Source organism: Curvibacter sp. T50, from assembly GCF_057219955.1.
In genome coordinates, this window is sequence record NZ_JBXVVU010000001.1 from 644,695 (window position 1) to 668,640 (window position 23,946).

Annotated in this window: 28 protein-coding genes and 2 pseudogenes; 24 read left to right on the forward strand and 6 right to left on the reverse strand. The window is 63.3% G+C overall.

Translation table 11 applies throughout. The annotated features are described in order from the left end of the window. Window positions 1-146 precede the first annotated feature (146 nt). Window positions 147-299, reverse strand: a complete 153-nt coding sequence (locus AC2EBU_RS03075) for a hypothetical protein (RefSeq protein ID WP_484608913.1) — start codon at window positions 297-299, stop codon at window positions 147-149. Between AC2EBU_RS03075 and AC2EBU_RS03080 the strand changes: the two genes are divergently transcribed. The 12 genes and pseudogenes from AC2EBU_RS03080 to AC2EBU_RS03135 all read left to right on the forward strand — a co-directional run bounded on the left by AC2EBU_RS03080 (window position 298) and on the right by AC2EBU_RS03135 (window position 8,394). Next, entirely contained in the window at window positions 298-1,005 is a 708-nt protein-coding gene (locus AC2EBU_RS03080) for a HEAT repeat domain-containing protein (protein WP_484608914.1), read from the forward strand. The genes AC2EBU_RS03075 and AC2EBU_RS03080 overlap by 2 nt on opposite strands. A gap of 475 nt (window positions 1,006-1,480) precedes the next feature. Next, a complete protein-coding gene (locus AC2EBU_RS03085) occupies window positions 1,481-1,606 on the forward strand; it encodes a DUF6855 family protein (RefSeq protein ID WP_484610101.1) in 126 nt (41 codons plus the stop codon). Further along, window positions 1,603-2,316: a hypothetical protein gene (locus tag AC2EBU_RS03090; protein ID WP_484608915.1), complete on the forward strand. Its 714-nt coding sequence runs from the start codon at window positions 1,603-1,605 to the stop codon at window positions 2,314-2,316. The genes AC2EBU_RS03085 and AC2EBU_RS03090 overlap by 4 nt, the downstream gene beginning before the upstream one ends. A gap of 374 nt (window positions 2,317-2,690) precedes the next feature. Then, window positions 2,691-2,972 (forward strand): annotated as a pseudogene (locus AC2EBU_RS03095) (transposase); the annotation flags it as partial. 290 nt (window positions 2,973-3,262) lie between these two features. Beyond that, complete coding sequence (locus AC2EBU_RS03100; RefSeq protein ID WP_484608916.1) at window positions 3,263-3,715, forward strand: hypothetical protein; 453 nt, start codon at window positions 3,263-3,265, stop codon at window positions 3,713-3,715. 181 nt (window positions 3,716-3,896) lie between these two features. Further along, complete coding sequence (locus AC2EBU_RS03105) at window positions 3,897-4,568, forward strand: hypothetical protein (protein WP_484608917.1); 672 nt, start codon at window positions 3,897-3,899, stop codon at window positions 4,566-4,568. Window positions 4,569-4,620: 52 nt separating this feature from the next. Next, window positions 4,621-5,058, forward strand: a complete 438-nt coding sequence (locus AC2EBU_RS03110) for a hypothetical protein (RefSeq protein WP_484608918.1) — start codon at window positions 4,621-4,623, stop codon at window positions 5,056-5,058. A 38-nt stretch (window positions 5,059-5,096) separates the two neighbouring features. After that, window positions 5,097-5,366 carry a hypothetical protein gene (locus tag AC2EBU_RS03115; RefSeq protein ID WP_484608919.1) on the forward strand — a complete coding sequence of 90 codons (270 nt, stop codon included), beginning with the start codon at window positions 5,097-5,099 and terminating at the stop codon, window positions 5,364-5,366. Window positions 5,367-5,525: 159 nt separating this feature from the next. Next, window positions 5,526-6,122 carry a DUF6151 family protein gene (locus tag AC2EBU_RS03120; protein WP_484608920.1) on the forward strand — a complete coding sequence of 199 codons (597 nt, stop codon included), beginning with the start codon at window positions 5,526-5,528 and terminating at the stop codon, window positions 6,120-6,122. A 117-nt stretch (window positions 6,123-6,239) separates the two neighbouring features. Further along, window positions 6,240-6,965, forward strand: coding sequence for a hypothetical protein (locus AC2EBU_RS03125; protein ID WP_484608921.1), 726 nt, complete (start codon window positions 6,240-6,242; stop codon window positions 6,963-6,965). Between the two features lie 2 nt (window positions 6,966-6,967). Beyond that, window positions 6,968-7,987, forward strand: a complete 1,020-nt coding sequence (locus tag AC2EBU_RS03130) for a Bug family tripartite tricarboxylate transporter substrate binding protein (protein ID WP_484608922.1) — start codon at window positions 6,968-6,970, stop codon at window positions 7,985-7,987. A 14-nt stretch (window positions 7,988-8,001) separates the two neighbouring features. Beyond that, window positions 8,002-8,394, forward strand: coding sequence for a VOC family protein (locus AC2EBU_RS03135; RefSeq protein ID WP_484608923.1), 393 nt, complete (start codon window positions 8,002-8,004; stop codon window positions 8,392-8,394). A 70-nt stretch (window positions 8,395-8,464) separates the two neighbouring features. On the opposite strand, the gene AC2EBU_RS03140 is transcribed toward AC2EBU_RS03135, so the two are convergent. Then, on the reverse strand, window positions 8,465-9,070 hold the full coding sequence (locus tag AC2EBU_RS03140; protein ID WP_484608924.1) for a chalcone isomerase family protein: 606 nt from the start codon (window positions 9,068-9,070) through the stop codon (window positions 8,465-8,467). A gap of 556 nt (window positions 9,071-9,626) precedes the next feature. Between AC2EBU_RS03140 and AC2EBU_RS03145 the strand changes: the two genes are divergently transcribed. The 4 genes and pseudogenes from AC2EBU_RS03145 to AC2EBU_RS03160 all read left to right on the forward strand — a co-directional run bounded on the left by AC2EBU_RS03145 (window position 9,627) and on the right by AC2EBU_RS03160 (window position 11,946). Continuing rightward, window positions 9,627-10,616 carry a hypothetical protein gene (locus AC2EBU_RS03145; protein ID WP_484608925.1) on the forward strand — a complete coding sequence of 330 codons (990 nt, stop codon included), beginning with the start codon at window positions 9,627-9,629 and terminating at the stop codon, window positions 10,614-10,616. Window positions 10,617-10,701: 85 nt separating this feature from the next. Beyond that, window positions 10,702-11,102: pseudogene (locus tag AC2EBU_RS03150) on the forward strand (VOC family protein). A gap of 252 nt (window positions 11,103-11,354) precedes the next feature. Then, on the forward strand, window positions 11,355-11,639 hold the full coding sequence (locus AC2EBU_RS03155; RefSeq protein WP_484608926.1) for a BrnT family toxin: 285 nt from the start codon (window positions 11,355-11,357) through the stop codon (window positions 11,637-11,639). Beyond that, a complete protein-coding gene (locus AC2EBU_RS03160; RefSeq protein WP_484608927.1) occupies window positions 11,617-11,946 on the forward strand; it encodes a hypothetical protein in 330 nt (109 codons plus the stop codon). The genes AC2EBU_RS03155 and AC2EBU_RS03160 overlap by 23 nt, the downstream gene beginning before the upstream one ends. Before the next feature lie 38 nt (window positions 11,947-11,984). Here AC2EBU_RS03160 and AC2EBU_RS03165 read toward each other — a convergent pair whose 3' ends face one another. Continuing rightward, the gene (locus AC2EBU_RS03165; protein ID WP_484608928.1) at window positions 11,985-12,458 is read right to left on the reverse strand and encodes an Lrp/AsnC family transcriptional regulator; all 474 of its coding nucleotides are present in this window, start codon (window positions 12,456-12,458) and stop codon (window positions 11,985-11,987) included. Window positions 12,459-12,564: 106 nt separating this feature from the next. On the opposite strand from AC2EBU_RS03165, the gene AC2EBU_RS03170 reads away from it, so the two are divergent. Next, window positions 12,565-13,197 carry a LysE family translocator gene (locus tag AC2EBU_RS03170; RefSeq protein ID WP_484608929.1) on the forward strand — a complete coding sequence of 211 codons (633 nt, stop codon included), beginning with the start codon at window positions 12,565-12,567 and terminating at the stop codon, window positions 13,195-13,197. A 113-nt stretch (window positions 13,198-13,310) separates the two neighbouring features. Here the strand turns inward: AC2EBU_RS03170 and mnmC are convergent, their stop codons facing one another. Next, window positions 13,311-15,248 carry a bifunctional tRNA (5-methylaminomethyl-2-thiouridine)(34)-methyltransferase MnmC2/FAD-dependent 5-carboxymethylaminomethyl-2-thiouridine(34) oxidoreductase MnmC1 gene (mnmC, locus tag AC2EBU_RS03175; RefSeq protein ID WP_484608930.1) on the reverse strand — a complete coding sequence of 646 codons (1,938 nt, stop codon included), beginning with the start codon at window positions 15,246-15,248 and terminating at the stop codon, window positions 13,311-13,313. 107 nt (window positions 15,249-15,355) lie between these two features. Further along, window positions 15,356-15,628: an oxidative damage protection protein gene (locus AC2EBU_RS03180; protein WP_484608931.1), complete on the reverse strand. Its 273-nt coding sequence runs from the start codon at window positions 15,626-15,628 to the stop codon at window positions 15,356-15,358. A 141-nt stretch (window positions 15,629-15,769) separates the two neighbouring features. On the opposite strand from AC2EBU_RS03180, the gene AC2EBU_RS03185 reads away from it, so the two are divergent. The 7 genes from AC2EBU_RS03185 (at window position 15,770) to AC2EBU_RS03215 (ending at window position 22,413) form a co-directional block, all read left to right on the forward strand. Then, window positions 15,770-16,783, forward strand: coding sequence for a sulfate ABC transporter substrate-binding protein (locus AC2EBU_RS03185; RefSeq protein WP_484608932.1), 1,014 nt, complete (start codon window positions 15,770-15,772; stop codon window positions 16,781-16,783). A 155-nt stretch (window positions 16,784-16,938) separates the two neighbouring features. Continuing rightward, window positions 16,939-17,709: a ferredoxin--NADP reductase gene (locus AC2EBU_RS03190; RefSeq protein WP_484608933.1), complete on the forward strand. Its 771-nt coding sequence runs from the start codon at window positions 16,939-16,941 to the stop codon at window positions 17,707-17,709. A gap of 273 nt (window positions 17,710-17,982) precedes the next feature. Beyond that, a complete protein-coding gene (locus tag AC2EBU_RS03195; protein ID WP_484608934.1) occupies window positions 17,983-18,987 on the forward strand; it encodes a sulfate ABC transporter substrate-binding protein in 1,005 nt (334 codons plus the stop codon). 3 nt (window positions 18,988-18,990) lie between these two features. Further along, window positions 18,991-19,875, forward strand: coding sequence for a sulfate ABC transporter permease subunit CysT (gene cysT, locus AC2EBU_RS03200; RefSeq protein ID WP_484608935.1), 885 nt, complete (start codon window positions 18,991-18,993; stop codon window positions 19,873-19,875). Then, entirely contained in the window at window positions 19,872-20,786 is a 915-nt protein-coding gene (gene cysW / locus AC2EBU_RS03205) for a sulfate ABC transporter permease subunit CysW (RefSeq protein WP_484608936.1), read from the forward strand. The genes cysT and cysW overlap by 4 nt, the downstream gene beginning before the upstream one ends. 23 nt (window positions 20,787-20,809) lie before the next feature. After that, window positions 20,810-21,898, forward strand: coding sequence for a sulfate/molybdate ABC transporter ATP-binding protein (locus AC2EBU_RS03210; RefSeq protein ID WP_484608937.1), 1,089 nt, complete (start codon window positions 20,810-20,812; stop codon window positions 21,896-21,898). Then, on the forward strand, window positions 21,898-22,413 hold the full coding sequence (locus AC2EBU_RS03215) for a disulfide bond formation protein B (RefSeq protein WP_484608938.1): 516 nt from the start codon (window positions 21,898-21,900) through the stop codon (window positions 22,411-22,413). Before AC2EBU_RS03210 ends, AC2EBU_RS03215 begins: the two co-directional genes overlap by 1 nt. Before the next feature lie 116 nt (window positions 22,414-22,529). Here AC2EBU_RS03215 and argA read toward each other — a convergent pair whose 3' ends face one another. Continuing rightward, window positions 22,530-23,879 carry an amino-acid N-acetyltransferase gene (argA, locus tag AC2EBU_RS03220; protein ID WP_484608939.1) on the reverse strand — a complete coding sequence of 450 codons (1,350 nt, stop codon included), beginning with the start codon at window positions 23,877-23,879 and terminating at the stop codon, window positions 22,530-22,532. Between the last annotated feature and the right edge of the window lie 67 nt (window positions 23,880-23,946).

The window sequence follows — 23,946 nt, forward strand, 5'->3', positions numbered from 1 at the left end:
GGGCAAATCGGTGGGTGGAAGGCGGCTGGGGGCGCTTCAAAATCGAAAATATCGATGAAAACAGGGCCTTTCCAGCGTTGAATGGTCGTGGATAGCTATTGTTTTTGATGATTCTCGGGGCTTTCGCTGGCCCCAAAACAGGCCCGTCAGGCCGCCGCCAGCGTGTCCAGCGGATGGAAAACGGCACCCAGTGCGGGTGCGCTTTCTGGCGTCTGAGGGCACCGAGGCGAAAACCGAGTGCGCTCGCGGACCTGGTCGAGCAAGCGGGTGGAACGAAGAGCAGGTGTGACGGGTTTCATGCCTGAGTTATACGTGTACGAATACACAGCATCAAGAGGGCAACCCGTTGATGCAGAACAACTTTCAGGAGGATTCAGTGTCCAGAATATCCCGCACAGCCCAACTTATCCGGCAGAATCTGCGGGAGGTACATTACGTTATGCATTCAGAGAGTCACGAATGATTAATTGGGAAGAACTCGCTAAAGAAGTAGGCGCTATCAAGAACGGCCAGGAATCTGGATCAAACATATTTGCACAGCGAGCTATCGAACTACTCATTGGGCCTGACAATATTCGAGAGGCTGTAAATTACTACATTAATGGCGGCCCAGGTGCTGAGCTAGCTAGGTGCGTGATTTGGCAAATTCATCCTATCAGCGCGATGGAGTATTGCTATGAAATCTACAAGACAGATGAAAATTTCGAAAATCGCCGAATGGCCGTTGAGCTACTAAGAGTTGCAGCAGATCGTAGAGTATTACCTTGGGTTCCAGAGTTATTGACAGACAGTGACCCCGGTATTCGAGCTTGGGGCTTCGGCATCATTGACCAGCTTCTATGGTCTAACTTGGTCGAGGAAGAAGAAGTCGAGCATCTAATTAATTTGGCACAAGCAAATTCAGACGAACATCTCAAAGAAAATATCGAGTTCGTTAAAGGATTTCTACGAGCCCGCAAAGAACGCGCAGATATTTTAGAGAGACATAAAGGTAAAAACGCATAACAAGGCGTTGCAGTGGATGCCCTACACTGCGGCCTTCTTGCGGAATGTGCTGCGCACATTTTATTGCGCAAGTCGGCACTCCGTTCCGGGCACCACTGAACTTGGCGTTAACGCTCATGTCTGAGTCACTTCAATATCGAGTCCTCGGCTGCGTCGTTGCGTTGCTCTTTGCTCTGGGAGTGCCGGCCTTTCTCTTGGGGCCATTCCTATTTGGCGGGGTTCAGTTCGAGCTAGTTTCAGGATCAGCGCTTTGGTCTTCTGTTGGAATAGCCATCGTTGGTATGTGGCTGGCCTTGGTCTGTGCTCTCGCCGATGCTGAGGTTGTGGAAAAAGTTGTGGCGCCGTTCGCGGGCGCCGAGGTTGTTGTCCTCTTCTTGCCCTATATGCTTTTTGTGGGAACAGTGGCCTTGTGGCGCCGCCTATTGAGCAGGAGCAAGGGTGCAGAGGTTTCTCATGGCCCGCATTGTCCTGACAGATCGGCGCCTGGGTCGAGCCTGGCGGGGCGAATGCGCAAACGTCCGTGAAGGTGGGCCCCATGGAAGCGTGTGCGCGGTCCCCGGTCAATCCGGTCGGCGGCTGGCCGACGAGGTCACAGGAATGAACTCCCTGAGCCACACCGCCAGATTGGCCATTGATGCCTATGGCGGCGCTGAACGATGGCTTGGCAGCAAGCGGGTGCGCGCCGTGGTCAGTGCCAACGGTCTGGCCTTCACCTTGAAACGGCGGCCCGCGTTCGAGCGCGCCCTTGTCGAGTGTGACATTCATCGCCCGTTCTGCCGCCTGACGCCGATCGGTCGCCGGCCCGATGTCACCGGCGTGTTGGATGGGCAGGACGTGCGGTTGGAGGACGCCTCGGGGGCGGTGATGGCCCAACGTGAATCGGCGCGAATGTTCTTCCCCTTTGGCCGGCGGACGTTCTGGTGGGACGACATGGATATGGCCTGGTTCGCCTGTTATGCGTTCTGGAACTACTTCACGCTGCCCCGCTTGCTCTTGAATCCTGACATCACCTGGAGCGAGCTGGAGGCGGGCCACCTGAAGGCGGAGTTTCCGGCGCACATTCCCACCCACTGCCCGACCCAGCATTTCCGTTTCGACACGATCAGCGGCCTCCTGATCCGGCATGACTACACAGCCGCTGTCGTCGCCCCCGTCGCGCACGCCGCCAACGTGGTGCTGCGCCATTCACAGCAAGCGGGCCTGTGTTACGCCGCAGAAAGACGGGTCACGCCCACCGGCTTTCGCAACCGGGCGTTGTCCGGGCCCGTGCTGATCCATATCCTGGTCCATGATTTCGCTTTGGAAGCGTAGACGGCACACCCCCAGGGGAGCGGACGCCAGATCAGGGCCCCCGCGGGCTGGCAGAGGGCGATTCAGGGCAAAAGTGGTCCATACCCAGCGTGAAATGGTCATTTTTTGCTATGGTTATTGATAGTTCGTCAGGACATGCAAACGGCAGCAAGGCCGGCGTGTGACGGTTGGTGGCTGCGTGGGCAAGCTGCATATGACACCGCTTTCGCCAAAGAGGCTCGCAAAGAGGCGTTGGCTGCCATTCCAAGGTGCTCACTCTTGGCTGCGTAGCGGGTGCGGACTATCCCATCAATCGACGGGACTCGCCCCGGTACGTCACCGACCGGCATATCGGAGCCACTCCGTGATCGCCGCAATGGAGCCAGTCGCGGGTCGGCACGGTGGAGCCGGCGTTTGGCAACATCCGGCATAACCAGCGGTTGAACCGCTTCACGCTGCGTGGGCAGCACAAGGTGGGCACGCAGTGGCGGCTGTACTGCCTGGTGCACAACATCGAGAAGCTGGCCGGGCGCGAGATGAATATGAAGATGCCGATGAAGAAGCAGGGTGGAAAGTCGGGCAGTATTGGTGCCAGAATGCTCGCCACCGGACGGGTCACAGCCCCTTGGGGCGGGCCGCTCCACCGCAAACGAGATCAGGAGGAAACGAGGCCATGATCGGCAAAATCACCGCAATCCCATACAAGCCGGTGGCTGAATTTGGGGTTTTTGCACAGCCTCGTTAGGTTTCATCAATGCCCCCACTCGTTCGGTACTTCTCCAAGACAAACGGGCAGGCCTTCGTGGCGCATGGGGAGGTTCTCTTCCGCGCCCTCTCTTATTTTCGAGACTACGAGGATAGTGGCGTTCGAGCGGACGAGCATGAGGGTACGCTAGTGCATAAACCTCTTGAGGGGCTGCAGGTGAACCTCGTAAGCACTGGTGCCGTTTTGGACTTACCCCATCGCATGGAAGCCACAGCGAAGGAGGACGACATCTTTGTCTATTGCATGAGCACGGAACTTTCGCCAGATATTGGTGCGCGGTTCAAAGCGGAAATGGCGGTGGAGATACTTGATCATGGGAAGTTCCTTGGCCGAGTACGGAACTGCCTCGCTTTGAGGAAGCGAATTAACGCGAAGGAACTCGTGTACGGACCCGTTCGCTACTACGAGTGGCATGAACCGCCCATCGTGGATTGGGCGCTACCGGAGCGCATCGTTATGCGTAAACCGAGGTCGTTCGAATGGCAGAAGGAGTATCGCATCGCGGCCCCTCTCGGCGACGCGTTTCGGGTTCAGAATGTCAGTGTCAAACTCGTGGCGCCAGGCACGCCTCGCCCGCCGCGCGCGACCGCGCACCCGGAAATGCGCCTAAAGCTGGGATGTCTTTCGAAAATCTGTCGCGTGCACATGCTATGAGGACGAAATCTAAGAATTCCTATATGGACTCCCCCCGAACGGCAAGGAACTAACCGACATATAGGATTCGTGGGAAGCGCCTGCAGTCAATTTCCCGGCATCTGAGGTGGACTCTATTGTGGTTCGTGCCGACATGGAATCTACGGGGCCTGCGCACCGGGCAGACTCATTATAAATTCCCATGAATATCAAAAACCCCGCACGCTTCAATCAGAAATTGCAGGAGGTCATGCAGGGCTTATATGAGTTGTTCGAATTATCCAGAGAGCACGAGTTAAGCCCCGTCGGTGAAGACGGTGTGGTTCGGTACGATGAGGCGTACGGCAAGACCAACTTTCAAGTATCCGGTCAATTCGATCGGCCATCGGAATTTCTGCAAACACTGCTCGACATCGTTCGGGTGAATTTTGAGCCAAGGGTGCTTGGCACTTTTTTTCTGAACTCCAATATCGGGCTTCTCCATGACGCAACCCCCGGTGTGCCGTTTCAGTTGGGCTATGTTTCCATCGTCAGCGCACCCAATAAGCCGTTCGGTGCGTTCTGGGAAGAAGATGTGGTTCCGTATATCAAAGAGTGCGGCTACTCCGTGGAAGATGCCTCCTCGATATTTGCCGTGGCATCAACCGGCGAAGGAAATTTCAACTTTAATTTAGTCAGGTCCGTAACCGCCACTTTGAAATCAGGATTTACTGTGGAAGAAGCGGTGCAGCTGATAGCCGCAGCGACCAACGAGACGGATGAGGAACCAGCCAAACGGATTCATGCCGGCTATTGTCTGGATGCTGCATTGGAGAATAAATCGCGATTATCGCTGTGGTTGTTTATCCAATCGCGCGGTCGCACCCTCCAATAGAAAATCTGGCAATATATTCATCCAGACCCCAAGACGTAACGGAGAATCGTCCATGCCCGCAGAAATCGTTCCGTCCAGTTTCTGGGTACGCTGGTTGCAGGCGGTGGCGGTGGGGGTCATCGCCTTCGGCTTGCTGCTGGTGCTGGCGCCGGGCCTTGCGCGGCAAGGGTTTTCACTGCTGGTCTACGCCGATACGGCCGGGATTGACGCCTTCGGTGACACCGCCGTACGGTATGTCGGCCTTACCCACGCGGTCATCGGGGGCCTGATGGTGGGCTGGGGCACGGCGATGCTGTACGCCGTACGGGTCCTGTTCGCCCGGGGCCGCGCCGAAGGCTGGACCCTGATTACGCTGTCGATCACGGCCTGGTACTTGCCGGACACCGCCTATTCGCTGCTGTCCGGTTTCTGGCAGAACGCGGTGCTCAACACGGTGTTCCTGACCCTGTTCGTGCTGCCGCTGTGGGCCACCCGCGCCATGCGGGGCTGAGGCAGGCGCCGGGCGACTGAAACCTTGGTGGCAACGCGATGCACCCGCTGCTGCAATCCCTCTCCGGCGGCGACCGTCGGTCCATCGGTCACGCCGGGCGGGCCGTGCAGGCGGTTCTGGCGCATCCGGAATGGCTCGCGGTTCTTTTTGAGGGCATCGAAGCCCCCGATCCGGTCTTGCGCATGCGTTGCGCGGATGCCATCGAGAAAATCACGGCCCGCCGGCCGGCGCTTTCTGCCCGATATCACCCGGCACCTCGCCGAGTTGGCCGCCACCGGCACCCCTGCCATGAGAGCGCGCGGGCATAAACTGCTGCGGGTTCTGCGAAAAGAATTTCCGGCATGAATGATGCGGACGAATCCGGTCATCCGGGTTCGGTCGTTTTGTCCAGATCACCTTGATCGAGAATGCCGAGGGCAACTTGATCTCTCGCGGCAGGCCGCCGACGCGGCAGAAAGGCAAACACCATGGCAACCGAGATTCAGTGTCAATGCGGGCTGTTTCGCGCCCGGCTCAAGGCGTTTCCGGGCGGCACGCCGGGGCGGCTGGTGTGTTATTGCGATGACTGCCAGACCTATCTGCGCCACCTTGGGCGCCGCGACCTGCTGGACGCCAACGGCGGCACGGAGGTGATTCCGGCCTATCCGGCCGATGTCGAGATCCTCAGCGGGCGCGAGCAGTTGGCCTGTGTGCGGCTGTCGCCCGGGGGAACCTACCGGTTTTTCACGCGCTGCTGCAATACGCCGGTGGCCAACACCCGGCCCGGGATGCCGTGGGCGGGTTTCTTGCGCGGGGTGTACACGGCCAACCCGTCCCTGGCGCTGGATGCAACCCTGGGCCCGGTGCGCAGCCGCATCATGGGCCGCTTCGCCACCGGGACGCCGCCGGCCGGCACCGCCGACAAGTTCAACCTGAAGGCCATGGCGTCGGTGATGCCGTTCATCGCGAAGGGCAAACTCACCGGCAAATCCGCGCCATCGCCCTTCTTCGAGGAAGACGGCCAGACGCCGATCGTGACGCCACAGGTGCTGACCAAAGCCGAGCGGCAGGCCGCGCGGCCGTGACACGGGCCCATTGGCCCCTTGGGCCCGCGCGGGGCTGCCCGGCGCAGATCGCTGCTAAAGTCAAAACCCCGGGGAGCCTTGCGGTGATTCCATGAATGCATTTGTCGGAGATCAGACATGCGGTTGACACACTCAGCCCGAACACGCTTCAGAGGCCACTTGACCAGTTGGGGGCTCGCAATACTCGCTGGCCCGGGTGCGGTGACGGGGGCGTTTGCCCAGACGGACGCAGCGCTGTCGGACGCCTGCTATCGCAAGGCCGTTGCGCTCGATCAGGCGCGGCTTGGTCTGGTGGAAACGACCTGCCGGAAGATTGCGCTCTACCAGGGCGAGTGCGCAGGTGCTCGGGGTGCGGCCGGATCGGTCGATCTCTGGCGCTCGACCCTGCAGGCGATGAACCGCAGTTGCTCCAGCGCGCCCGCACCCGCGCCCGCGCCCGCGCCTCAAGCTGCCGAGCCCGCCCCAAACCCGGCCAATCCGACCCGTCCGGTCAGACCCGGCGGCTGGGGCGCCAGCCACTGCCTGACCGTCGGCAAGGTCTGGAGCGGCGGCATCAGCAGTGAAAGCGCGGTGCTCAAGAACAGCTGCAACGAGATGGTCCGATACACCTACTGCGTGGACAGTGCCGGAGACGGTGTCGTGTCCTGCCGGAAGCAAAAGTTCGGCGCCGGCAGCGTCCGCGCCAACAGCGAATCGGCCATCACCGTCATGGGCGAGACAAGGCCAATGCGGGTGCACTGGAATGCCTGCTTCGACGGCGGGCAGTCCGTCTGGCCGCTGGATGGGCAATTCAACGGTGGTGAACTCGTTGCCGAGTGTCGGCCACTCATGGGAGGGCGCTAGACATGCCGCGTTTTCTGGTTGCCGTGTTCGGTCTGGCGTTGCCGCTGTGGCTGGCTTGCGGCGCTTCCCACGCGCAGTTTCCGTCCGGGCCGGTTCGGATTGTGGTTCCGTACCCGGCTGGCGGGGTTTCCGATCTGGCGACCCGTGCCCTGGCGCCCGGGTTGTCCGCCGCGCTGGGGAGCCCCGTGGTGGTCGAAAACCTGCCCGGGGCGAGTGGTCTGGTCGCAACACACAAGGTGTCCCAGTCGCCACCCGATGGCCACACGGTGCTGATGCATCAGGGCACTCTGGCGCTGTACCCCGGGCTGATCCGTTCCACCAGCTTCGACCCGCTCCAAATCCTCGAACCGTTGGGGGTGTTTGCCGAAGTCCCGCTGATCGTCGTCGGCAAACCGGGCCTCACCGCGCGCAGCGTGGCGGAGCTGGCGCGACAGGACACCCCGGTGCCCGCATCGCCGGGGCCGGGCTCGTTGTCCCATGTGTGCACACTGATGGTCATTCGCGCCGCGGGGATCGCCGCACGCGACATCGTGCATTACCGGGGCACCGGACCCGCGCTGATTGATCTGATGAGCGGCCAGACCGACTTCATGTGCATCGAAGCGACCGGTGCCGACGCGCAGATCGCTGCCGGACGCCTGAAGCGGCTGGGCCAGCCGGAGCCACCGGCGTCGAACTGGTTCGGACTGTATGCGCCCAAGGGCACACCGCCCGACCGCATCGCGCGAATCAACGAGGCCATCCGCAGCGCTGCGCGCGGCGATGCGGTCCTGGCGAACCTGCAGCATGCTTCGGGCACGGCGGTGCGCGATGAACGCTCCCGTCCGGAGGGTCACCGGCAATTCATGCAACGGGAGATCGCCCGATGGACGCCCCCGGCCGTCGCCAGCGGCAGCACGCTGGACATGCCGCCCATGAACGCGCCGACCGCTCCGCCGGCGGCGGCGCCCTCCCACAGCCCGCAGGGCGCCTCGCCATCAGGAGCGTCGGCGTCGCGCGGCGGGTCGGGAGTTCTGGACTAGGGTCCTGCGCTCCCATGAAACTCGGCTACACCATCATCTACGTGCCCGACGTCGCGGCGTCGCTGGCGTTTTTTGAGCAGGCGTTCGGGCTGTCGCGGCGGTTTCTGCACGAAGGCGGCGACTATGGCGAACTGGCCACGGGAGAGACCACCCTGGCGTTTGCGTCACTGGCCCTGGGCCGCGCCCATTTTCCGGACGGTTTTGTCGCGGCCAGCGAGTCGCGCTTGCCGCTGGGAATGGAGATCGCACTGGTGACGTCCGACGTTGCCGCTGCCTATGCCCGGGCGCTGGCTGCCGGTGCCACCGCCTTGCAAGCGCCCGAGTCCAAGCCGTGGGGGCAGGTGGTTTCGTACGTCCGCTGTCCGGACGGCACGCTGGTCGAGCTCTGTTCGCCGGTCGCGGGCTGAGGGGGCGCTCCGCCGGCCCGCGCGGGATGAGGTGGGGCGCGTTTGCCGCCTTCTTCGGGGCGCTGTCGGCTCAAAGACCCAGCAAATCCGCCTTGAGTCGACCGTCGGCGGGATTCGGGCCCAGCCAGATACGCATCATGGCGGGCATCAGCTTGGGCGAGGCAAACACCCTGGTGGCGGGCGCGTCCGCCCCGGCTCGCTGCACTGTAAGGGTCGTGCCGGCCTTGGGGCTCCAGTCGATCTGGAACCCGTCGCCGGGCTGCAGGCGGCCGGTCTCGGCAATCAGGCTGCCCAGCGCAAAGACCTCGGCCACCAGATCCGCCAACGCTTCGTTGCCGGAATTGTCGGTAAGGCCAGCCGAGAGCAGTTCGCCGATCTCGGTGGCGTTGAGCGCGCGCAGCGCGGTGACCGACAGCCGTTTGGCGCCCGGGTCGCCCACCGCGGCCTCTGCAGCGGTTTGCCGGTTTTCCAGATAAAGCGCCGCCGCGTACAAGTCCCCGGCGGGGTGCCGTCGTACCCCGGCCCCGTTGAGTTGGAGCGCCACCCCATCGACCTGGGTCGTCTGCGGACGTGGCGCCGCGCCTGCAGCCAGCGGCTGTGGGGTCATGGCCCACGTGTTGGCGGCCCACACCAGGCTGGCCGCCAGGACAAGTTCTGAAAATCTGCACGGGTTCATGGCAATCCTTCAGGTAGCGAGCGATCCTGCTCAGAGCCCAATCTAGGGGGCTGCCCGGAAGAAATTTAGGGTTGAGGGCTAAATCCAGCGATGCCTGTTGCATATGCGCCAATTTGTCGTCTGGCTGTCATGCACCCGACGGGGGGGGGGCAGCGGTCCCGCGGCAAGGGGAAAACGAATGGGCAGGCCCAAGGGCGTTCGCACGATGCCAAGGACAGTACCGGTACGGTTCGGCAGGAAAACCGACCTTGCGACCGATAAACCTTGGAAATGGGTCGTTTTCCGCCATCCCAAAGGAAGTAGTTGCCACCGCGGTACTGGTCGCCGTCCCGAATGTGCCGGAAAAACAGCGGCGTTGCGAATCTATCAGGCACACAATAGGCCCATGTCGATCGTCAGGCTGGGCGCGAGTCTCGGAGGCGAATCGCAGGCGTGTGGGGCACCCGTTGGCCATAGTTTCGTTCCGGGCGCTGGCCGGCACGGCCTGGGCGGATGCACAGCTTAGTTGGATCAGCCGGCCCAACCGGAATTAGAAACTTCAATCAGATTGCACAGGATGGATAAGCAGTTCTTAGCCGTGTTTTCGCTGGCACTTGCCAGTGGCGTCATGCTGCGTCGGAATTTTCCCGGTGATTTGGTGCCAAAAGCAGTCAACAGAATGGCGTGGCTATTCCTGATAGTGCTGGCTGCTGAAACTTTTTCGCGACACACACCGAATATCGTGTACTTTCTTGTCGGCATGGTGCTACTTCTGTTTGTGACGGGAATTGCTTTTATGGTGCGTGGTTTCGAAAGATCAGAAAGTTCTGATTTTCTGACGATAGCTTCAACAACCTTTGGCGGGGGAAATCGTGGATTTGCATTGATCTCCGTCATCAGTGCCTGGCCTATATTCTCTGATGATCAACGAAAGCGTATTATTGAAGCATTTATTCAAATGGATGTAATGATTCTGGCCTGGCTGATGTTTGCAGTGCCAACCCTTCTTTGGTATCGGAACAAGAAAAATCAAGCGGATCTTGTTGACTCAATAAAGAGTGTAGCCAAGGACATTGGAGCACCACCGTTGGCAGTAATGGCAATAGTGATTTTAAGTTGGGCTGTTCCGGCGAATCTGAAATCTCAGGTTGCGACCTTCTTGGAACCGAGCCACGCGGGCCGATCCGCGGTTCTTATGTACCTCTCGCTGACTTACGTGTTCATGATTACGACGATCGGGTCGTCCTCCGTGGGGAGCATTCTCCGGTCGGTAATAATTTTTTATGCACCTCGGTGGATCTCAGCGATTACCGCGATATTTATTATGTCGATTTTCTCGGTTCGTGATGACCTGGCTGCTGTACTGATTCCCCCGATAATTGTATTTGCTGTTTGTCCACCGTCCAGCGGAATAAACAACTTTCTCGAGAATTTTGGCGCCTCTGAAAAGTGCAAGGCTGAAATTGCAGACTTGAACCTCGTGACAACGCTCATTTTTGTTGGAATTCTTCTCGTTGCGACCGTATCAGGCCCGATTGCAGTGACATTTTTTCGTCCTTCTGCTTAGATTCGCTAGGGTGAATCTGAATACGGTGACTCCCGACGCGAGCATCGGGCGTCGACGCAACCCGCTTAGAGATCGCCAATTTATTATGAAACTCGGCTACACCATCATCTACGTGCCCGACGTCGCGGCGTCGCGGCGTCGCTGGCGTTTTTTGAGCAGGCGTTCGGGCTGTCGCGGCGGTTTCTGCACGAAGGCGGCGACTATGGCGAACTGGCCACGGGAGAGACCACCCTGGCGTTTGCGTCACTAGCCCTTGGCCGCGCCCATTTTCCGGACGGTTTTGTCGCAGCCAGCGAGTCGCGCTTGCCGCTGGGAATGGAGATCGCACTGGTGACGTCCGACGTCGCCGCTGCCCATGCCCGGGCGCTGGCTACCGGTGCCACCGCCTTGCAAGCGCCCGAGTCCAAGCCGTGGGGGCAGGTGGTTTCGTACGTCCGCTGTCCAGACGGCACGCTGGTCGAGCTCTGTTCGCCGGTCGCGGGCTGAGGGGGCGCTTCGCCGGGACCGTTTATGTGTTCGATTAGCACATACCCAGCGCAAAAAGGTCATCCAGCGCTATTTTTTGCAGAGTGATTCAGCGTTCCCTGAGCAGCCGTTGCGGCGCCAGCGCCCGCGCGTTCCGCGAGCGCATCCTGGGGGCAAGGGCGCGCTGAAGCGGTGAGCGGTCGCGGGATCGGCGCCTCTGGATAGCCATATCGGTGTATGGCTTCAAATATGGGTTTATGCTAGGCTGTGCCCATGGCAAAAGCTCGCTTTGACTGGGACCCTGACAAGGACAACCAGAATCAGTTGAAGCACGGTGTTGCTTTTTCCCGGGCCCAATACGCCTTCGCGGATCCCCGGCGTGTCATCGCCAGGGATGAGACACACAGCCACACCGAAGAGCGGTTTTATTGTTTTGACGCGGTGGATGGTGGCGTGCTGACCGTGCGGTTTACCTACCGGGCTTCGGTCATTCGAATCATCGGCGCCGGATACTGGCGCAAAGGAAAGGCGATTTATGAACGCGAAAACGCAAGGTAGTGGCGTCTCGGGGCAGGTGCCTGGCAGCAGCCGCCGACGTGGCGCCGCGACAGGCATCAACTACAGCGATGAGCCACTCGGCGATGTGCAGGTGGTTCCGGACTTCCTTCCGTCGCCGGCGGAATTGGCCTTTCGCGAAGAAGGCGTGAAAGTCACTTTGGCTTTGAGCAAGAAGAGCATCGATTTCTTCAAGTCCGAGGCCTCGAAGCACCACACGCAGTACCAGCGCATGATTCGCCGCCTGCTCGACGCGTATGTTGATGGTCAGACATCACCCCGGCCTTCCACACCGTCGCCGCGCAAATAGCCGCAACGGCATTGCCTCCTGATCCGTCCTTTGAGGGGTCAGGAGGCCGGAGATTCGGCCAGGCCGGCGCCCGGCCTCCCCACCCCCCGCCGTGGAATCGGCGTCGAGAACACGATCGACGTGCGCGTCTCGCCATAGATGTTGATCGACGCGATCAGCGTTTCCAGATGCACCAGGTCGGTGGCCACGACGGTCATCAGGTACGAGTCCGCGCCGCTCACGTGGTGGCACTCCAGCACCTCCGGCATCTGCGTGAGTCGCTCGATCAGCTGGCGCTTGCCCGGCTGCGGCACGTTGATGCCCACCACCGCGCGCACGCCGTAGCCCAGCGCGGCGGGCGACACCTCGGCGTGCATGCCAGTGATGACACCGGCTTCTTCCAGCCGTTTGATGCGCTCGGCCGTGGCCGGCAGTGAGAGACCCGCCACCTGCGCCAGCGCCTTCAGCGGCTGGCGTCCGTCGGCCTGCAGGGCTTGCAGCAGGCGCCAGGCTTTGTCATCGAGTTGCAACATGGGTTTTCTCCGCGAATCAACAAACGCCTGCCATTTTCTTGCAACCGATGCCGTTGGCCTGAATTCCGGCATGGTCCTGCGGCCGGCAAGCCCCTAGCATTCAGGCATGACCAACGATGTGTTCATCCTCTTTGCCAAGGCGCTGGCCGTGGGCCTGCTGATTGCCGCACCCGTGGGCCCGATCGGCCTGCTCACCATCAACCGCACCCTGGACCAAGGGCGCCTGGCCGGACTGGCCACCGGGCTGGGCGCGGCCTGCGCCGACGCGGTGTACGGCGCCATCGGCGCGTTCGGCGTGACGCAGGTGATCCACAGGCTGGTGGGCGCCCGTGATGCGCTGGCCCTTGGCGGTGGCGCGATGCTGCTGTGGATGGCCTGGCGCACGGTGACCCAACCCGTCGCCACGGAGGCTGCCGCGCTGCCCAGCCGCTCGGACCTGCTGCGCTGTTTTGCGGGCACCTTTGTGCTCACGTTGTCCAACCCGGCCACCATCGTCTCGTTCATCGCAGTCTTTGCCGCCATGGCCGGCGGCGGCACGCAGCACCTGAGCGCCGCCCCCATGGTGGCGGGCGTGTGGCTGGGCTCGGCGCTCTGGTGGCTGGGCCTGACCACCGTCGTGGGCCGCTGGCGCCACCATTTCAGCGCGGCCTGGCGGCGGCGGATCAATGTTCTGTCGGGTGCGCTGCTGGCCGGGTTTGCGCTGTGGCAGTGGGCGGGCGTGTTCTGGGGCCCAGGCTAGGCGGCGCGGCCTGTTCGCGGCATCCTGGAGGGCATTTCAGAGGTGATTTTGTGGTGTTTTATGCCACTTGCCAGCGCAGAATGGTCATCGGCAGCTATGAGTTCAGGAGTGGTTCAGGCGGTCTTCAGCAAGCGCTGCGGCGCCAGCGCACGCGCCTGTCGCAAGGGCACGGGCAACGGCTCACCGTCGAGCTGCGTCGCAAGCAGCTCGCCGCACAACACCGCCAGGGTCATGCCGCGCGCGCCCATGCCGGTGCTGACGAAGAGGCCGGGCAGGGCGGTGGCATCGGGCGCGCCGACCACGGGCAGGCGGTCGGGCACGGTGCAGCGCACGGCCGCCCAGGCCCGGGCGGCACCGCTGGCAATCTGCGGCGCCAGGGCCCGGGCGCTCTCAGGCAGCAAGGCGGCGAGCTTGGCGGCCACCTCGGCCGTGTCGGCGTCGCGCAGCACGGGCTCGCGGCAGCCGCGCTCGAAGCTGGAGCCCAGTACCCAGCTCGGCGTGCCGTCCACCGGCACCCCGGTGATGAAGTTGCCCAGCCCGTTGACCGGGAAGGGCGGCAACGGGTGCGGCGCCTCGGGCATGGGGCCGTACAACAACTGGCCGCGCAGCGGGTTGAGCGGCAGCGCGGGCGCGTCGGTGCTGGCCAGCAGCTCCAGGCTTTCAAAGCCGGCCGCCACGACGACCACCGGCGCCTGGGCCAGCACGGTGCCATCGGCGGCCAGGGCCGTCCAGCCGCCGGCATCGACATGTTCACCTTCGGCCTGAGCGGTGTCCTGCCGCAGCGTTGCCACGGCCGCATGGCCGTGCCAGGTGATGCCGGGGGCGGCCAGCATGGCGGCCACCAGTGCGGGCGCGCGCACCCAGCCGGCGCGGGCGTGCCAGTGGGCGGGGCTGCCGTCGCTCAGGGCGGCAGCGCTGCGCTGTGCGGCATCGGCGGCCCGGCTCCAGGCGTGGCCGGGCGAAGCGGGCGCCAGCCAGGCGTCGGGCAGTTCTCGGCTGTCTTTCAGACGGCGCTCCAGCACGCCGCTGGCGGCCCAGCCGTGTCCTTCGGGCAGCAACTCGGCGGCACGGGCCAGCGTGGCCATCACGCCGCTGCGGCTGAGCTGCGAGAGCAGCCGGTCGTCGGGCGAGACATGGGGCGCCACCACGCCGGCCGGCAGGCCGGAGGCCCCTGCCGCGGGGGTGCCAGCGCGGTCCAGCACCGTGACCTGCCAGCCGCGCTGCGCCAGGCTGTACGCCACTGAGGCGCCCGCCAGGCCGGCGCCGATGACGAGGGCGCGTCGGTCGACCCCAGGCCAGGGCGCCACGGGTGCGGGCTCGGGGCGGCGCGGGGTCCAGGCCGGGTCCCAGGTGGCGCGCAGGCAGTCGCGCTTGGGCGGCAGGCCGGGCGCTTTTTCCACCACAAAGCCGTTTTGCGCCAGGCCGTCGCGCACGCTGCGGGCAACGGTCCAGGTGGCCACCCGGGTGCCGCGCCGGCACAGGTGACTCACGGCTTTCAGCGTGGGGATGTCCCACATGTCGGGATTCAGCGCGGGGGTGAAGCCGTCCAGAAACACGGCATCGGCCTCGAAGCGCAACTCGCGCAGCATGGCGCGCACCTCGCCGATGCACAGCGTCAGCCGCACCCGGTCGTTGTCAAAGGCCAGGTGATGAAAGCCGGGCAGGAGGCCGGCCCAGCGCGCGGCCAGTTGCTGCGCCAGTGGGCCGAGTTCGGGGTAGGGTGCCACGCTGCGTTGCAGGTCATCGGCGGCCGGTGGCCAGGCTTCTATGGCCACGTAATGCAAATGGCGCGGGGCGTGCGGATCGTCGCGCCAGGCCTGCCAGGTGGCCAGGAAGTTCAGGCCCAGGCCAAAGCCGGTTTCCAGAATCGTCCAGCGCGGTGCCCCGCGCCAGGCATGGGGCAGCGCGCAACCCTCCAGAAAGACGTGGCGGGCCTGCAGAAGGCCGCCGCGCCCGTCGTCGCCGTCGCCGCGGTAGCGGTCGTTGAAGCGCGGGTTGTGCGGCGTGCCGTCGGGCAGCCAGTGCACCGGGGAGTGGATTGAAGGGTTCACTCAGGTTGCCAGAGGGCTCTGCCGGCCCTGTCTGCCTGGCCGGTAGCCGCGCCCGGCACCCGCCATGGCGTGCGCGCGGGCGCCATCAGGCCACAGGGACCGCCCGGTCAGGGCGTTGGCGGGACGTAACCGGCGGCCTGGTCCGCGCCTTCGCCGAAAAAGTGCTTTTCCATCTGGCGGGCCAGGTATTGGCGGGCGCGCAGGTCGGCCAGATTGAGGCGGTTTTCATTGACCAGCATGGTCTGGTGCTTCAGCCAGGCCGCCCAGGCCTCCTTGCTCACACTTTCCCAGATGCGTTTGCCCAGGTCCCCCGGGTAGGGCGGAAAGTCCAGACCTTCGGCTTCCTTGCCGAGTTTGATGCAGTTGACGGTACGGGCCATGTGCGCCTCCAGAGGCAGTTCTTTAGATGATTCGGTTATTTGGAACTGAAAAAACAGTAGTTCCAGTTTTTACGGCTCGCCATCAGACTCCGTTCCGTTGTCCATCAAACGGTACTTTTCAACTCTCAAGGGAATCCGACCATGCAAACCCGCCGACACTTTAGCAAGCTTTCCCTGGCCCTCGCCCTCGCAGGGACGGCCTGGAGCGCTTCGGCGCAAAACGCCGTGACCTTGCTCAATGTTTCCTACGATCCTACCCGCGAGCTGTACGTTGAATACAACGCGGCGTTCCAGAAGCACTGGAAGGCCAAGACCGGCCAGGACGTGACCATCAAACAGTCGCACGGCGGCTCGGGCAAGCAGGCGCGTTCGATCATCGAAGGGCTGGACGCCGACGTGGCCACGCTCGCGCTGGCCGGCGACACCGACGCGCTGCACGCCAACGGCAACTGGATTCCCAAAGACTGGCAAAAGCGCCTGCCCCACAACAGCTCGCCCTACACCTCCACCATCGTGCTGGTGGTTCGCCAAGGCAACCCCAAGGGCATCAAGGATTGGGACGATCTGGTCCGCCCGGACGTCAAGGTCATCACGCCCAACCCCAAGACTTCGGGCGGCGCCCGCTGGAACTACCTGGCCGCCTGGGAATTCGCCAAACGCAAATACGGCGGCGATGCCAAGGCCAAAGAGTTCATCACCAGGCTGTATGGCAACGTGCCGGTGCTGGACACCGGCGCCCGCGGCTCGTCGGTGACCTTTGCCCAGCGCAACCAGGGCGATGTGTTCATCAGCTGGGAGAACGAGGCGTATCTGCTGGAGAAGGAATTCGGCAGCAAGGTGGACTTCATCTACCCGTCGCTGTCCATCCTGGCCGAGCCCGCCGTGACGGTGGTCGACAAGAACGTGGACAAGAAGGGCACCCGCGCCGTGGCCGAGGAGTACCTGAAATACCTCTACACCGAGGAAGCGCAGGACCTGATCGGCAAACATTTCTACCGCCCGATCTCGGCCAAGGCCCAGGCGAAATACGCCAAACAACTGCCCAAACTGAACCTGTTCCGCATCGAGGACGCCTTTGGCGGATGGGAGCAGGCCACCAAGGTCCACTTTGTCGATGGCGCGGTGTTTGACCAGATCTTTGTCGCTCGAAAATAGGCACCGCCGAAACCCGAAACCGGGCCGACACCGATTGATTTGTGTCAAGCCTGTCAGATCGGGCCCCTTTAGAATCGCGGCTCTTGTCAACTCCCGAACTGACCTCTGCCCGGCGCCGTTTGTGCAGTGCCGGTGTATGCCGCCAACAACCCCGAATGAGCGCCTTTCACGAAGAAAAAGTCCTGACGGTTCACCACTGGACTGACCGCCTGTTTTCCTTCACCACCACCCGGGATCCCGGGCTGCGGTTTTCCAACGGGCATTTCACGATGATCGGCCTGCGGGTTGACGGCAAGCCTTTGTTGCGCGCCTACAGCATTGCCAGCGCCAACTATGAAGAGACGATGGAGTTCCTGTCCATCAAGGTGCAAAACGGTCCGCTGACGTCCCGCCTGCAGCACATCCAGCCGGGTGACACCATCATCGTCGGCAAAAAACCCACCGGCACGCTGCTGATCGACTACCTGCTGCCAGCCAAGCGGCTGTACCTGCTGGGCACCGGAACCGGGCTGGCACCGTACATGAGCATCATCCGCGACCCGGAAACCTACGAAAAATTCCAGCAGGTGGTGCTGATTCACGGCGTGCGCCAGGTCAACGAGCTGGCCTACCACGACTACATCACGAAGGAGCTGCCCCAGCACGAGTTCCTGGGCGAGATGGTCAGCAAGCAGCTGCTGTACTACCCCACGGTGACGCGCGAGCCGTTCCGCAACCAGGGGCGTATTCCCACGCTGCTGGAAAACGGCACCATCGCCAAGGCGTTTGGCATCCCCGAACTCAGCCCGCTCGAAGACCGCGTGATGATCTGCGGCAGCCCCGAGATGCTGCGCGACCTGAAATCCCTGTGCGAGCGGCGGGACTTCGCCGAAGGCAGCACCACCACACCGGGTGATTTTGTCATCGAGCGCGCCTTTGTGAGCTGAACACCCCGCCCACCGCCCTCCAGCCGCCCGTGAGGCGGCTTTTTTTCGTCTTTTTCGGCCATACCCACCGTAAAAAGGTGATTTCTAGCTATTGTTTCGGGAGTGAATGAAAACCCTTTCAAGGTCGCCGTTCGCACCGATAGTTGGCTGGCAGGGATCTTTAATGTCAAAAACGAATTAACAAACAACTATTTATTCGTTTGTGATCTGACGGACCGGTTCCAGAATCCGCCGCATTCGACTCACCCTCACGCTGTTACCGGGAACCTGTTCATGATCCAACCTGCCCTCCGCCTCACCCTGGCCGCGCTGGCCCTGTCCACCGCGACGCTGGCCTCCGCGCAAACCTCCACGCTCCTCAATGCCTCGTATGACGTGGCGCGCGAGTTCTACAAGGACTTCAACGCCGCCTACGTGGCCCATGTGAAGAAAACCACCGGCAAGGACATCAAGATCGACCAGTCGCACGGCGGCTCCAGTGCGCAGGCCCGCGCGGTGGCCGACGGGCTGGACGCCGATGTGGTGACCATGAACACCACCACCGACGTCGACTTCCTGGCCGAAAAGGGGGTGGTGGCCAAGGACTGGCGCCAGAAATTCCCCAACAACGCCGCGCCCACCACCTCGACCATGCTGTTCCTGGTGCGCAACGGCAACCCCAAGGGCATCAAGGACTGGGACGACCTGGTCAAGCCCGGCGTGCAGGTCATTGTGGTGAACCCCAAGACCGGCGGCAACGGCCGCATGGCCTATCTGGCGGCCTGGGGTTCGGTGCGGGCCAAGGGCGGCACCGACGCGCAGGCGGCGGAGTTCGTCAGCAAGCTCTACAAGAACGTGCCGGTGCTGGCGCGCGGCGGGCGCGATGCCACCGGCATCTTTTTGCAGCGCAACATCGGCGATGTGCTGGTGACCTTCGAGTCCGAAGTGGTGTCGGTGGACAACGAATTCGGCGCCGGCAAGGTGGACGCCATCCACCCCAGCGCGTCCATCGTGGCCGAGAACCCGGTCGCGGTGGTCGAGCGCACCGCGGCCAAGAAGGGCTCCGGCGACGCGGCGCGGGCCTACCTGAACTTCCTCTACAGCCCCGAGGGGCAGGACATCGCCGCCAGACACAACATCCGCCCCCGCAACGAGGCGGTGCTGAAGAAATACGCTGCGGCGTTCAAGCCGATCAAGCTGTTCACCGTGGAGCAGTATTTCGGCTCGCTGGCCGAGGCACAGAAAGTGCACTTCAACGACGGCGGCCAGTTCGACAAGCTCTACACCCAGGGCAAATAAACCATGTCCGCTTCTGTGACGGCGCTGCCGCTGCCGGCCGCCGGGGCCGGCGCGCGCCGCGCCAGCGCCCGGGTGCTGCCCGGCTTCAACCTCACGCTGGGCTTTGCGGTGCTGTACCTGAGCCTGATCGTGCTGATTCCGCTATCGGCGCTGGTGCTCAAGACACTGACACTCACCTGGCCGCAATTCTGGGACGCGGTGACCTCGCCCCGGGTGATGGCCTCGTACCGGCTCACGTTCGGCGCATCGCTGATTGCGGCGCTGGTCAACGTGGTATTTGGCCTGCTGGTGGCCTGGGTGCTGGTGCGCTATCCGTTTCCGGGCAAGAAGTTTGTCGATGCGCTGGTGGACCTGCCGTTTGCGCTGCCCACCGCCGTGGCCGGCATCTCGCTGACGGCGCTGCTGGCCGGCAACGGCTGGGTGGGGCAGTTCTTTGAGCCTTACGGCATCCAGCTCGCCTTCAACCCCAACGGCGTGGTGATCGCGCTGATCTTCATCGGTCTGCCGTTTGTGGTGCGCACGGTGCAGCCGGTGCTGGAAGACACCGAAAAAGAGCTCGAAGAAGCCGCCACCTGCCTGGGCGCCACGCGCTGGCAGACCTTCCGCCATGTGATCTTTCCGAGCATCGCGCCCGCGCTGCTGACCGGTTTTGCGATGGCGTTTGCCCGCGCGGTGGGGGAATACGGCTCGGTGATCTTCATTGCCGGCAACATGCCCATGGTGTCCGAGATCACGCCGCTGATCATCATCGGCAAGCTGGAGCAGTACGACTACGCCGGCGCCACCGCGGTGGCCTCGGTCATGCTGGTGATCTCCTTCATCCTGCTGCTGGTCATCAACGGCCTGCAGGGCTGGCAGCGCAAGCGCTCCGCGGGAGCAATGGCATGAGCAACACCTCTTTGCGCTCGTCCCGCCGCGGCACCACCGAGGCGCCGTGGATCCGCTGGACGCTCACCTCCCTGGCGCTGGTGTTCATGGCCCTGTTTCTGGTGCTGCCGCTGGCCGCCGTCTTCACCGAGGCGCTGCGCAAAGGCGTGGCCGCCTATTGGGAGGCGCTGAAGGAGCCCGATGCCTGGGCCGCGATCCGGCTGACGCTGATCACCGCCGCCGTCGCGGTGCCGATGAACCTGGTGTTCGGCGTGGCGGCCGCCTGGGCGATTGCCAAGTTCGAGTTCCGGGGCAAGTCCTTTCTGACCACGCTGATCGACCTGCCGTTTTCCGTCTCGCCGGTGGTGGCGGGCCTGATCTATGTGCTGGTGTTCGGCGCCCAGGGCTGGCTGGGCCCATGGCTGGCGCAGCACGACATCAAGATCGTGTTCGCCGTGCCCGGCATCATCCTGGCCACCGTGTTCGTGACCTTCCCGTTCATCGCGCGTGAGCTGATCCCGCTGATGCAGGCACAGGGCACCGACGACGAGCAGGCCGCCATCGTGCTGGGCGCCACCGGCTGGCAGACCTTCTGGCACGTGACGCTGCCCAACATCAAGTGGGGGCTGGTCTACGGCGTGATCCTGTGCAACGCCCGGGCGATGGGCGAATTCGGCGCGGTGTCGGTGGTGTCGGGCCACATCCGGGGCCAGACCAACACCATGCCGCTGCACGTGGAAGTGCTCTACAACGAGTACCAGTCGGTGGCCGCCTTCGCCGTGGCTTCGCTGCTGGCGCTGCTGGCGGTGCTGACGCTGGCGATCAAGAGTGTGGTGGAGTGGCGCTTCGAGCGCGACCGCCGGGCCGCCGCCGAACTGCCGCCCGAGCGTCCGGCGGTGCCCGAGCCGGTGGCACGACCGGCCGCCGCCTGAATTCCTTTCAGAGAGCTGATTCCATGAGCATCCAGATCCGTGACGTGAACAAGCATTTCGGCAGCTTCCACGCGCTGAAGAACGTCAACCTCGACATCGACTCCGGCGAACTGCTGGCGCTGCTGGGCCCGTCGGGCTGCGGCAAGACCACGCTGCTGCGCATCATTGCCGGCCTGGAAACGCCCGACACCGGCAGCATCCTGTTCAGCGGCGAGGACACCACCGACGTGCATGTGCGCGAGCGCAACGTGGGTTTTGTGTTCCAGCACTACGCGCTGTTTCGCCACATGACGGTGTTCGACAACGTGGCGTTCGGTCTGCGCATGAAGCCGCGCGGCCAGCGCCCGGGCGAGGCGCAGATCAAACAGAAGGTGACCGAGCTGCTCAAGCTGGTGCAACTGGACTGGATCGCCGACCGGTATCCGTCGCAGCTGTCGGGCGGCCAGCGCCAGCGCATCGCCCTGGCGCGGGCGCTGGCGGTGGAGCCCAAGGTGCTGCTGCTGGACGAACCCTTTGGCGCGCTGGACGCCAAGGTGCGCAAGGAACTGCGCCGCTGGCTGCGCCGCCTGCACGATGAGCTGCATGTCACCTCCATCTTCGTCACCCACGACCAGGAAGAGGCCCTGGAAGTGGCCGACCGCGTGGTGCTGATGAACCACGGCGTGATCGAGCAGGTCGGCTCGCCGCAGGATGTGTGGGACCACCCGGCCAGCCCCTTCGTCTACGGATTCCTCGGCGACGTGAACCTGTTCCACGGCCGCGCACACGAGGGCGAGGTGTTGATCGGTGAAGACCACCACGGCATCCGCCTGCACGCGCCCGAGCACCACGAGGCGCAGGACGCGAAGGCGTTCGCCTACGTTCGCCCGCATGACCTGGAAGTTAACCGCTACACGCCGGGCGCGAGCGGCCTGGTGGCGACACTGGAGCGGGCCATTGTGGTCGGCCCGATCGCCCGGCTGGAACTAATCCACGCCGGCGGCACTCCATCGGGCAGTCCTGAACTGATCGAGGCGCACCTGAGTGCGCAACAATTCAGGGATCTGGGCCTGAAGGACGGCGAAACGCTGGTGTTGACGCCACGCAAGGCCCGCGTCTTTGTGGAAGCCTGATGCTCTCTTCGCTGCTGAACCGCCTGTTCTCCGAACCCCGCCTTTTTTTCGCCGCCGTCGCGGCCACCTGCCTGGCATTGCTGGTCTATGGCATTGGCTACCTGCAACTGGTGGTCGGGCTGCATCCGTGCCCGATGTGCATCGTGCAGCGCTATGCGCTCATCGGGGTCATGCTGTTCGCGGCCGCCATCGCGCTGAGCAGCCGGCGCGGCGTTCACACGGCGGGCGGCGTGCTGGTGGTGCTGATGGCGGGTTTTGGCGCCTTCACGGCCGCGCGGCAGAGCTGGCTGCAGTGGTACCCGCCCGAGGTGGTCAGCTGCGGGCGCGACTTTTACGGAATGATCGAAAACTTCCCGCTCAAGCGGGCGCTGCCGATGATTTTCAAAGGCAGCGGCGATTGCAGCGCCGTGGACTGGACTTTTCTGGGCGGCACCATCGCCAACTGGTCGTTTGTGGTCTTCAGCGCGGTGATTGGCAGCACGCTGGTGCTGCTGTGGCGTCAGCGCCGGGCGTAATCCAATCCGTCGATCGCTATATTAAACATAGCTGAAAGTGACCTTTTTACGCTGGGTATGGGCGGTTTTCGCTCAAAACCGACGCGCTGGACGCGCCGCGCGCTCCCCGTCCGCCTTCAAGACAGCTTCTTGACCAGCACCTGGCTGCGGCGGTCCCAGTTGTATTTGCGCTTGCGCGCTTCGGGCAGCCAGTCCGGGTCGGCCTGGACAAAGCCACGCTTGATGAACCAGTGCATGGTTCGGGTGGTCAGCACGAAGATGCTCTCCAGACCCATGGCGCGGGCGCGCTGTTCGACGCGCTTGAGCACTTTTTCGCCGTCCCCCTGGCCCTGACTCTGCGGCGAAACGGTGAGGGCGGCCATTTCGGCGGTTCGGCCTTCCGGGTAGGGGTAGAGCGCAGCGCAGGCGAAGATGACGCCGTCGTGCTCGATGATGGTGTAGTTGGCGATGTCGCGCTCGATTTCGGTGCGGCTGCGCTTGACCAGGGTGCCGTCTTTCTCGAACGGCTCGATCAGCTGCAGGATGCCGCCCACGTCGTCGGCGGTGGCCTCACGCAGGCTTTCGAGTTTTTCGTCGATCACCATGGTGCCAATGCCGTCGTGCACATAGATTTCCAGCAGCAGCGAGCCGTCCACCGCGAACGGAATGATGTGGCTGCGCTCCACCCCGGCCTTGCAGGCCTTGACACAGTGCTGCAGGTAGAACGCGATGTCGGTGGGTTCCCGGGCGCCGGGCAGGCGGGCAAGCAATGCCTCGGCGGCGGCCAGCGGCAATTCGGTGTCGATCGGGTTGTCGTCGCCTGCCGGGGCGTCGGGCTGGACCCGGATGCCGGGGATTTCGGTGACAAAAATCAGTTTGTCGGCCTGCAAGGCAATGGCCACTGACGTGGCCACTTCCTCCATGGTGAGGTTGAAGGCCTCGCCGGTCGGCGAAAAACCGAACGGCGACAGCAGCACCAGGGCCCCCATGTCCAGCGTGCGGCTGATACCGGCGACATCGACCTTGCGCACCAGTCCGGAGTGCTGAAAGTCCACTCCGTCCACGATCCCCACCGGTCGGGCGGTGATGAAGTTGCCGCTGATGACCCGCACGGTGGAGCCCGCCATCGGCGTGTTGGGCAGGCCCTGGCTGAAGGCGGCCTCGATCTCGTAGCGCAGCTGGCCGGCCGCCTCCTGGGCGCAGTCGAGCGCCACTTCGTCGGTGATGCGCATGCCGTGCGAATAGCGCGCCTCGTGGCCTTTGGCGCGCAGTTGCTCGTTGACCTGGGGGCGAAAACCGTGCACCAGCACGATCTTCACGCCCATGCTCTGGATCATCGCCAGGTCCTGCGCCAGGTTGGGCAGCTTGCCGGCGGCAATCGCCTCGCCACAGACGCCGACAACAAAGGTCTGGTTGCGGAACTTGTGGATGTAGGGCGCCACCGACCGGAACAAGGGGACAAAGGTGAAATTGAAGACGGTGGACATGCGGCGCAGGCGGCTCGGTGACAGGGATAATCGTCGATTCTCCACCAAGTCTCCCCCGCCTGTGCCT

Bases quoted from the DNA above. Each gene is read 5' to 3' on its own strand.
- AC2EBU_RS03080 (WP_484608914.1), top strand. From the start codon at position 298: ATGCCTGAGTTATACGTGTACGAATACACAGCATCAAGAGGGCAACCC.
- AC2EBU_RS03075 (WP_484608913.1), bottom strand. From the start codon at position 299: ATGAAACCCGTCACACCTGCTCTTCGTTCCACCCGCTTGCTCGACCAG.
- AC2EBU_RS03090 (WP_484608915.1), top strand. From the start codon at position 1,603: ATGAACTCCCTGAGCCACACCGCCAGATTGGCCATTGATGCCTATGGC.
- AC2EBU_RS03100 (WP_484608916.1), top strand. From the start codon at position 3,263: ATGGAAGCCACAGCGAAGGAGGACGACATCTTTGTCTATTGCATGAGC.
- AC2EBU_RS03105 (WP_484608917.1), top strand. From the start codon at position 3,897: ATGAATATCAAAAACCCCGCACGCTTCAATCAGAAATTGCAGGAGGTC.
- AC2EBU_RS03110 (WP_484608918.1), top strand. From the start codon at position 4,621: ATGCCCGCAGAAATCGTTCCGTCCAGTTTCTGGGTACGCTGGTTGCAG.
- AC2EBU_RS03115 (WP_484608919.1), top strand. From the start codon at position 5,097: ATGCACCCGCTGCTGCAATCCCTCTCCGGCGGCGACCGTCGGTCCATC.
- AC2EBU_RS03120 (WP_484608920.1), top strand. From the start codon at position 5,526: ATGGCAACCGAGATTCAGTGTCAATGCGGGCTGTTTCGCGCCCGGCTC.
- AC2EBU_RS03125 (WP_484608921.1), top strand. From the start codon at position 6,240: ATGCGGTTGACACACTCAGCCCGAACACGCTTCAGAGGCCACTTGACC.
- AC2EBU_RS03130 (WP_484608922.1), top strand. From the start codon at position 6,968: ATGCCGCGTTTTCTGGTTGCCGTGTTCGGTCTGGCGTTGCCGCTGTGG.
- AC2EBU_RS03135 (WP_484608923.1), top strand. From the start codon at position 8,002: ATGAAACTCGGCTACACCATCATCTACGTGCCCGACGTCGCGGCGTCG.
- AC2EBU_RS03140 (WP_484608924.1), bottom strand. From the start codon at position 9,070: ATGAACCCGTGCAGATTTTCAGAACTTGTCCTGGCGGCCAGCCTGGTG.
- AC2EBU_RS03145 (WP_484608925.1), top strand. From the start codon at position 9,627: ATGGATAAGCAGTTCTTAGCCGTGTTTTCGCTGGCACTTGCCAGTGGC.
- AC2EBU_RS03155 (WP_484608926.1), top strand. From the start codon at position 11,355: ATGGCAAAAGCTCGCTTTGACTGGGACCCTGACAAGGACAACCAGAAT.
- AC2EBU_RS03160 (WP_484608927.1), top strand. From the start codon at position 11,617: ATGAACGCGAAAACGCAAGGTAGTGGCGTCTCGGGGCAGGTGCCTGGC.
- AC2EBU_RS03165 (WP_484608928.1), bottom strand. From the start codon at position 12,458: ATGTTGCAACTCGATGACAAAGCCTGGCGCCTGCTGCAAGCCCTGCAG.
- AC2EBU_RS03170 (WP_484608929.1), top strand. From the start codon at position 12,565: ATGACCAACGATGTGTTCATCCTCTTTGCCAAGGCGCTGGCCGTGGGC.
- AC2EBU_RS03180 (WP_484608931.1), bottom strand. From the start codon at position 15,628: ATGGCCCGTACCGTCAACTGCATCAAACTCGGCAAGGAAGCCGAAGGT.
- AC2EBU_RS03185 (WP_484608932.1), top strand. From the start codon at position 15,770: ATGCAAACCCGCCGACACTTTAGCAAGCTTTCCCTGGCCCTCGCCCTC.
- AC2EBU_RS03190 (WP_484608933.1), top strand. From the start codon at position 16,939: ATGAGCGCCTTTCACGAAGAAAAAGTCCTGACGGTTCACCACTGGACT.
- AC2EBU_RS03195 (WP_484608934.1), top strand. From the start codon at position 17,983: ATGATCCAACCTGCCCTCCGCCTCACCCTGGCCGCGCTGGCCCTGTCC.
- cysT (WP_484608935.1), top strand. From the start codon at position 18,991: ATGTCCGCTTCTGTGACGGCGCTGCCGCTGCCGGCCGCCGGGGCCGGC.
- cysW (WP_484608936.1), top strand. From the start codon at position 19,872: ATGAGCAACACCTCTTTGCGCTCGTCCCGCCGCGGCACCACCGAGGCG.
- AC2EBU_RS03210 (WP_484608937.1), top strand. From the start codon at position 20,810: ATGAGCATCCAGATCCGTGACGTGAACAAGCATTTCGGCAGCTTCCAC.
- AC2EBU_RS03215 (WP_484608938.1), top strand. From the start codon at position 21,898: ATGCTCTCTTCGCTGCTGAACCGCCTGTTCTCCGAACCCCGCCTTTTT.
- argA (WP_484608939.1), bottom strand. From the start codon at position 23,879: ATGTCCACCGTCTTCAATTTCACCTTTGTCCCCTTGTTCCGGTCGGTG.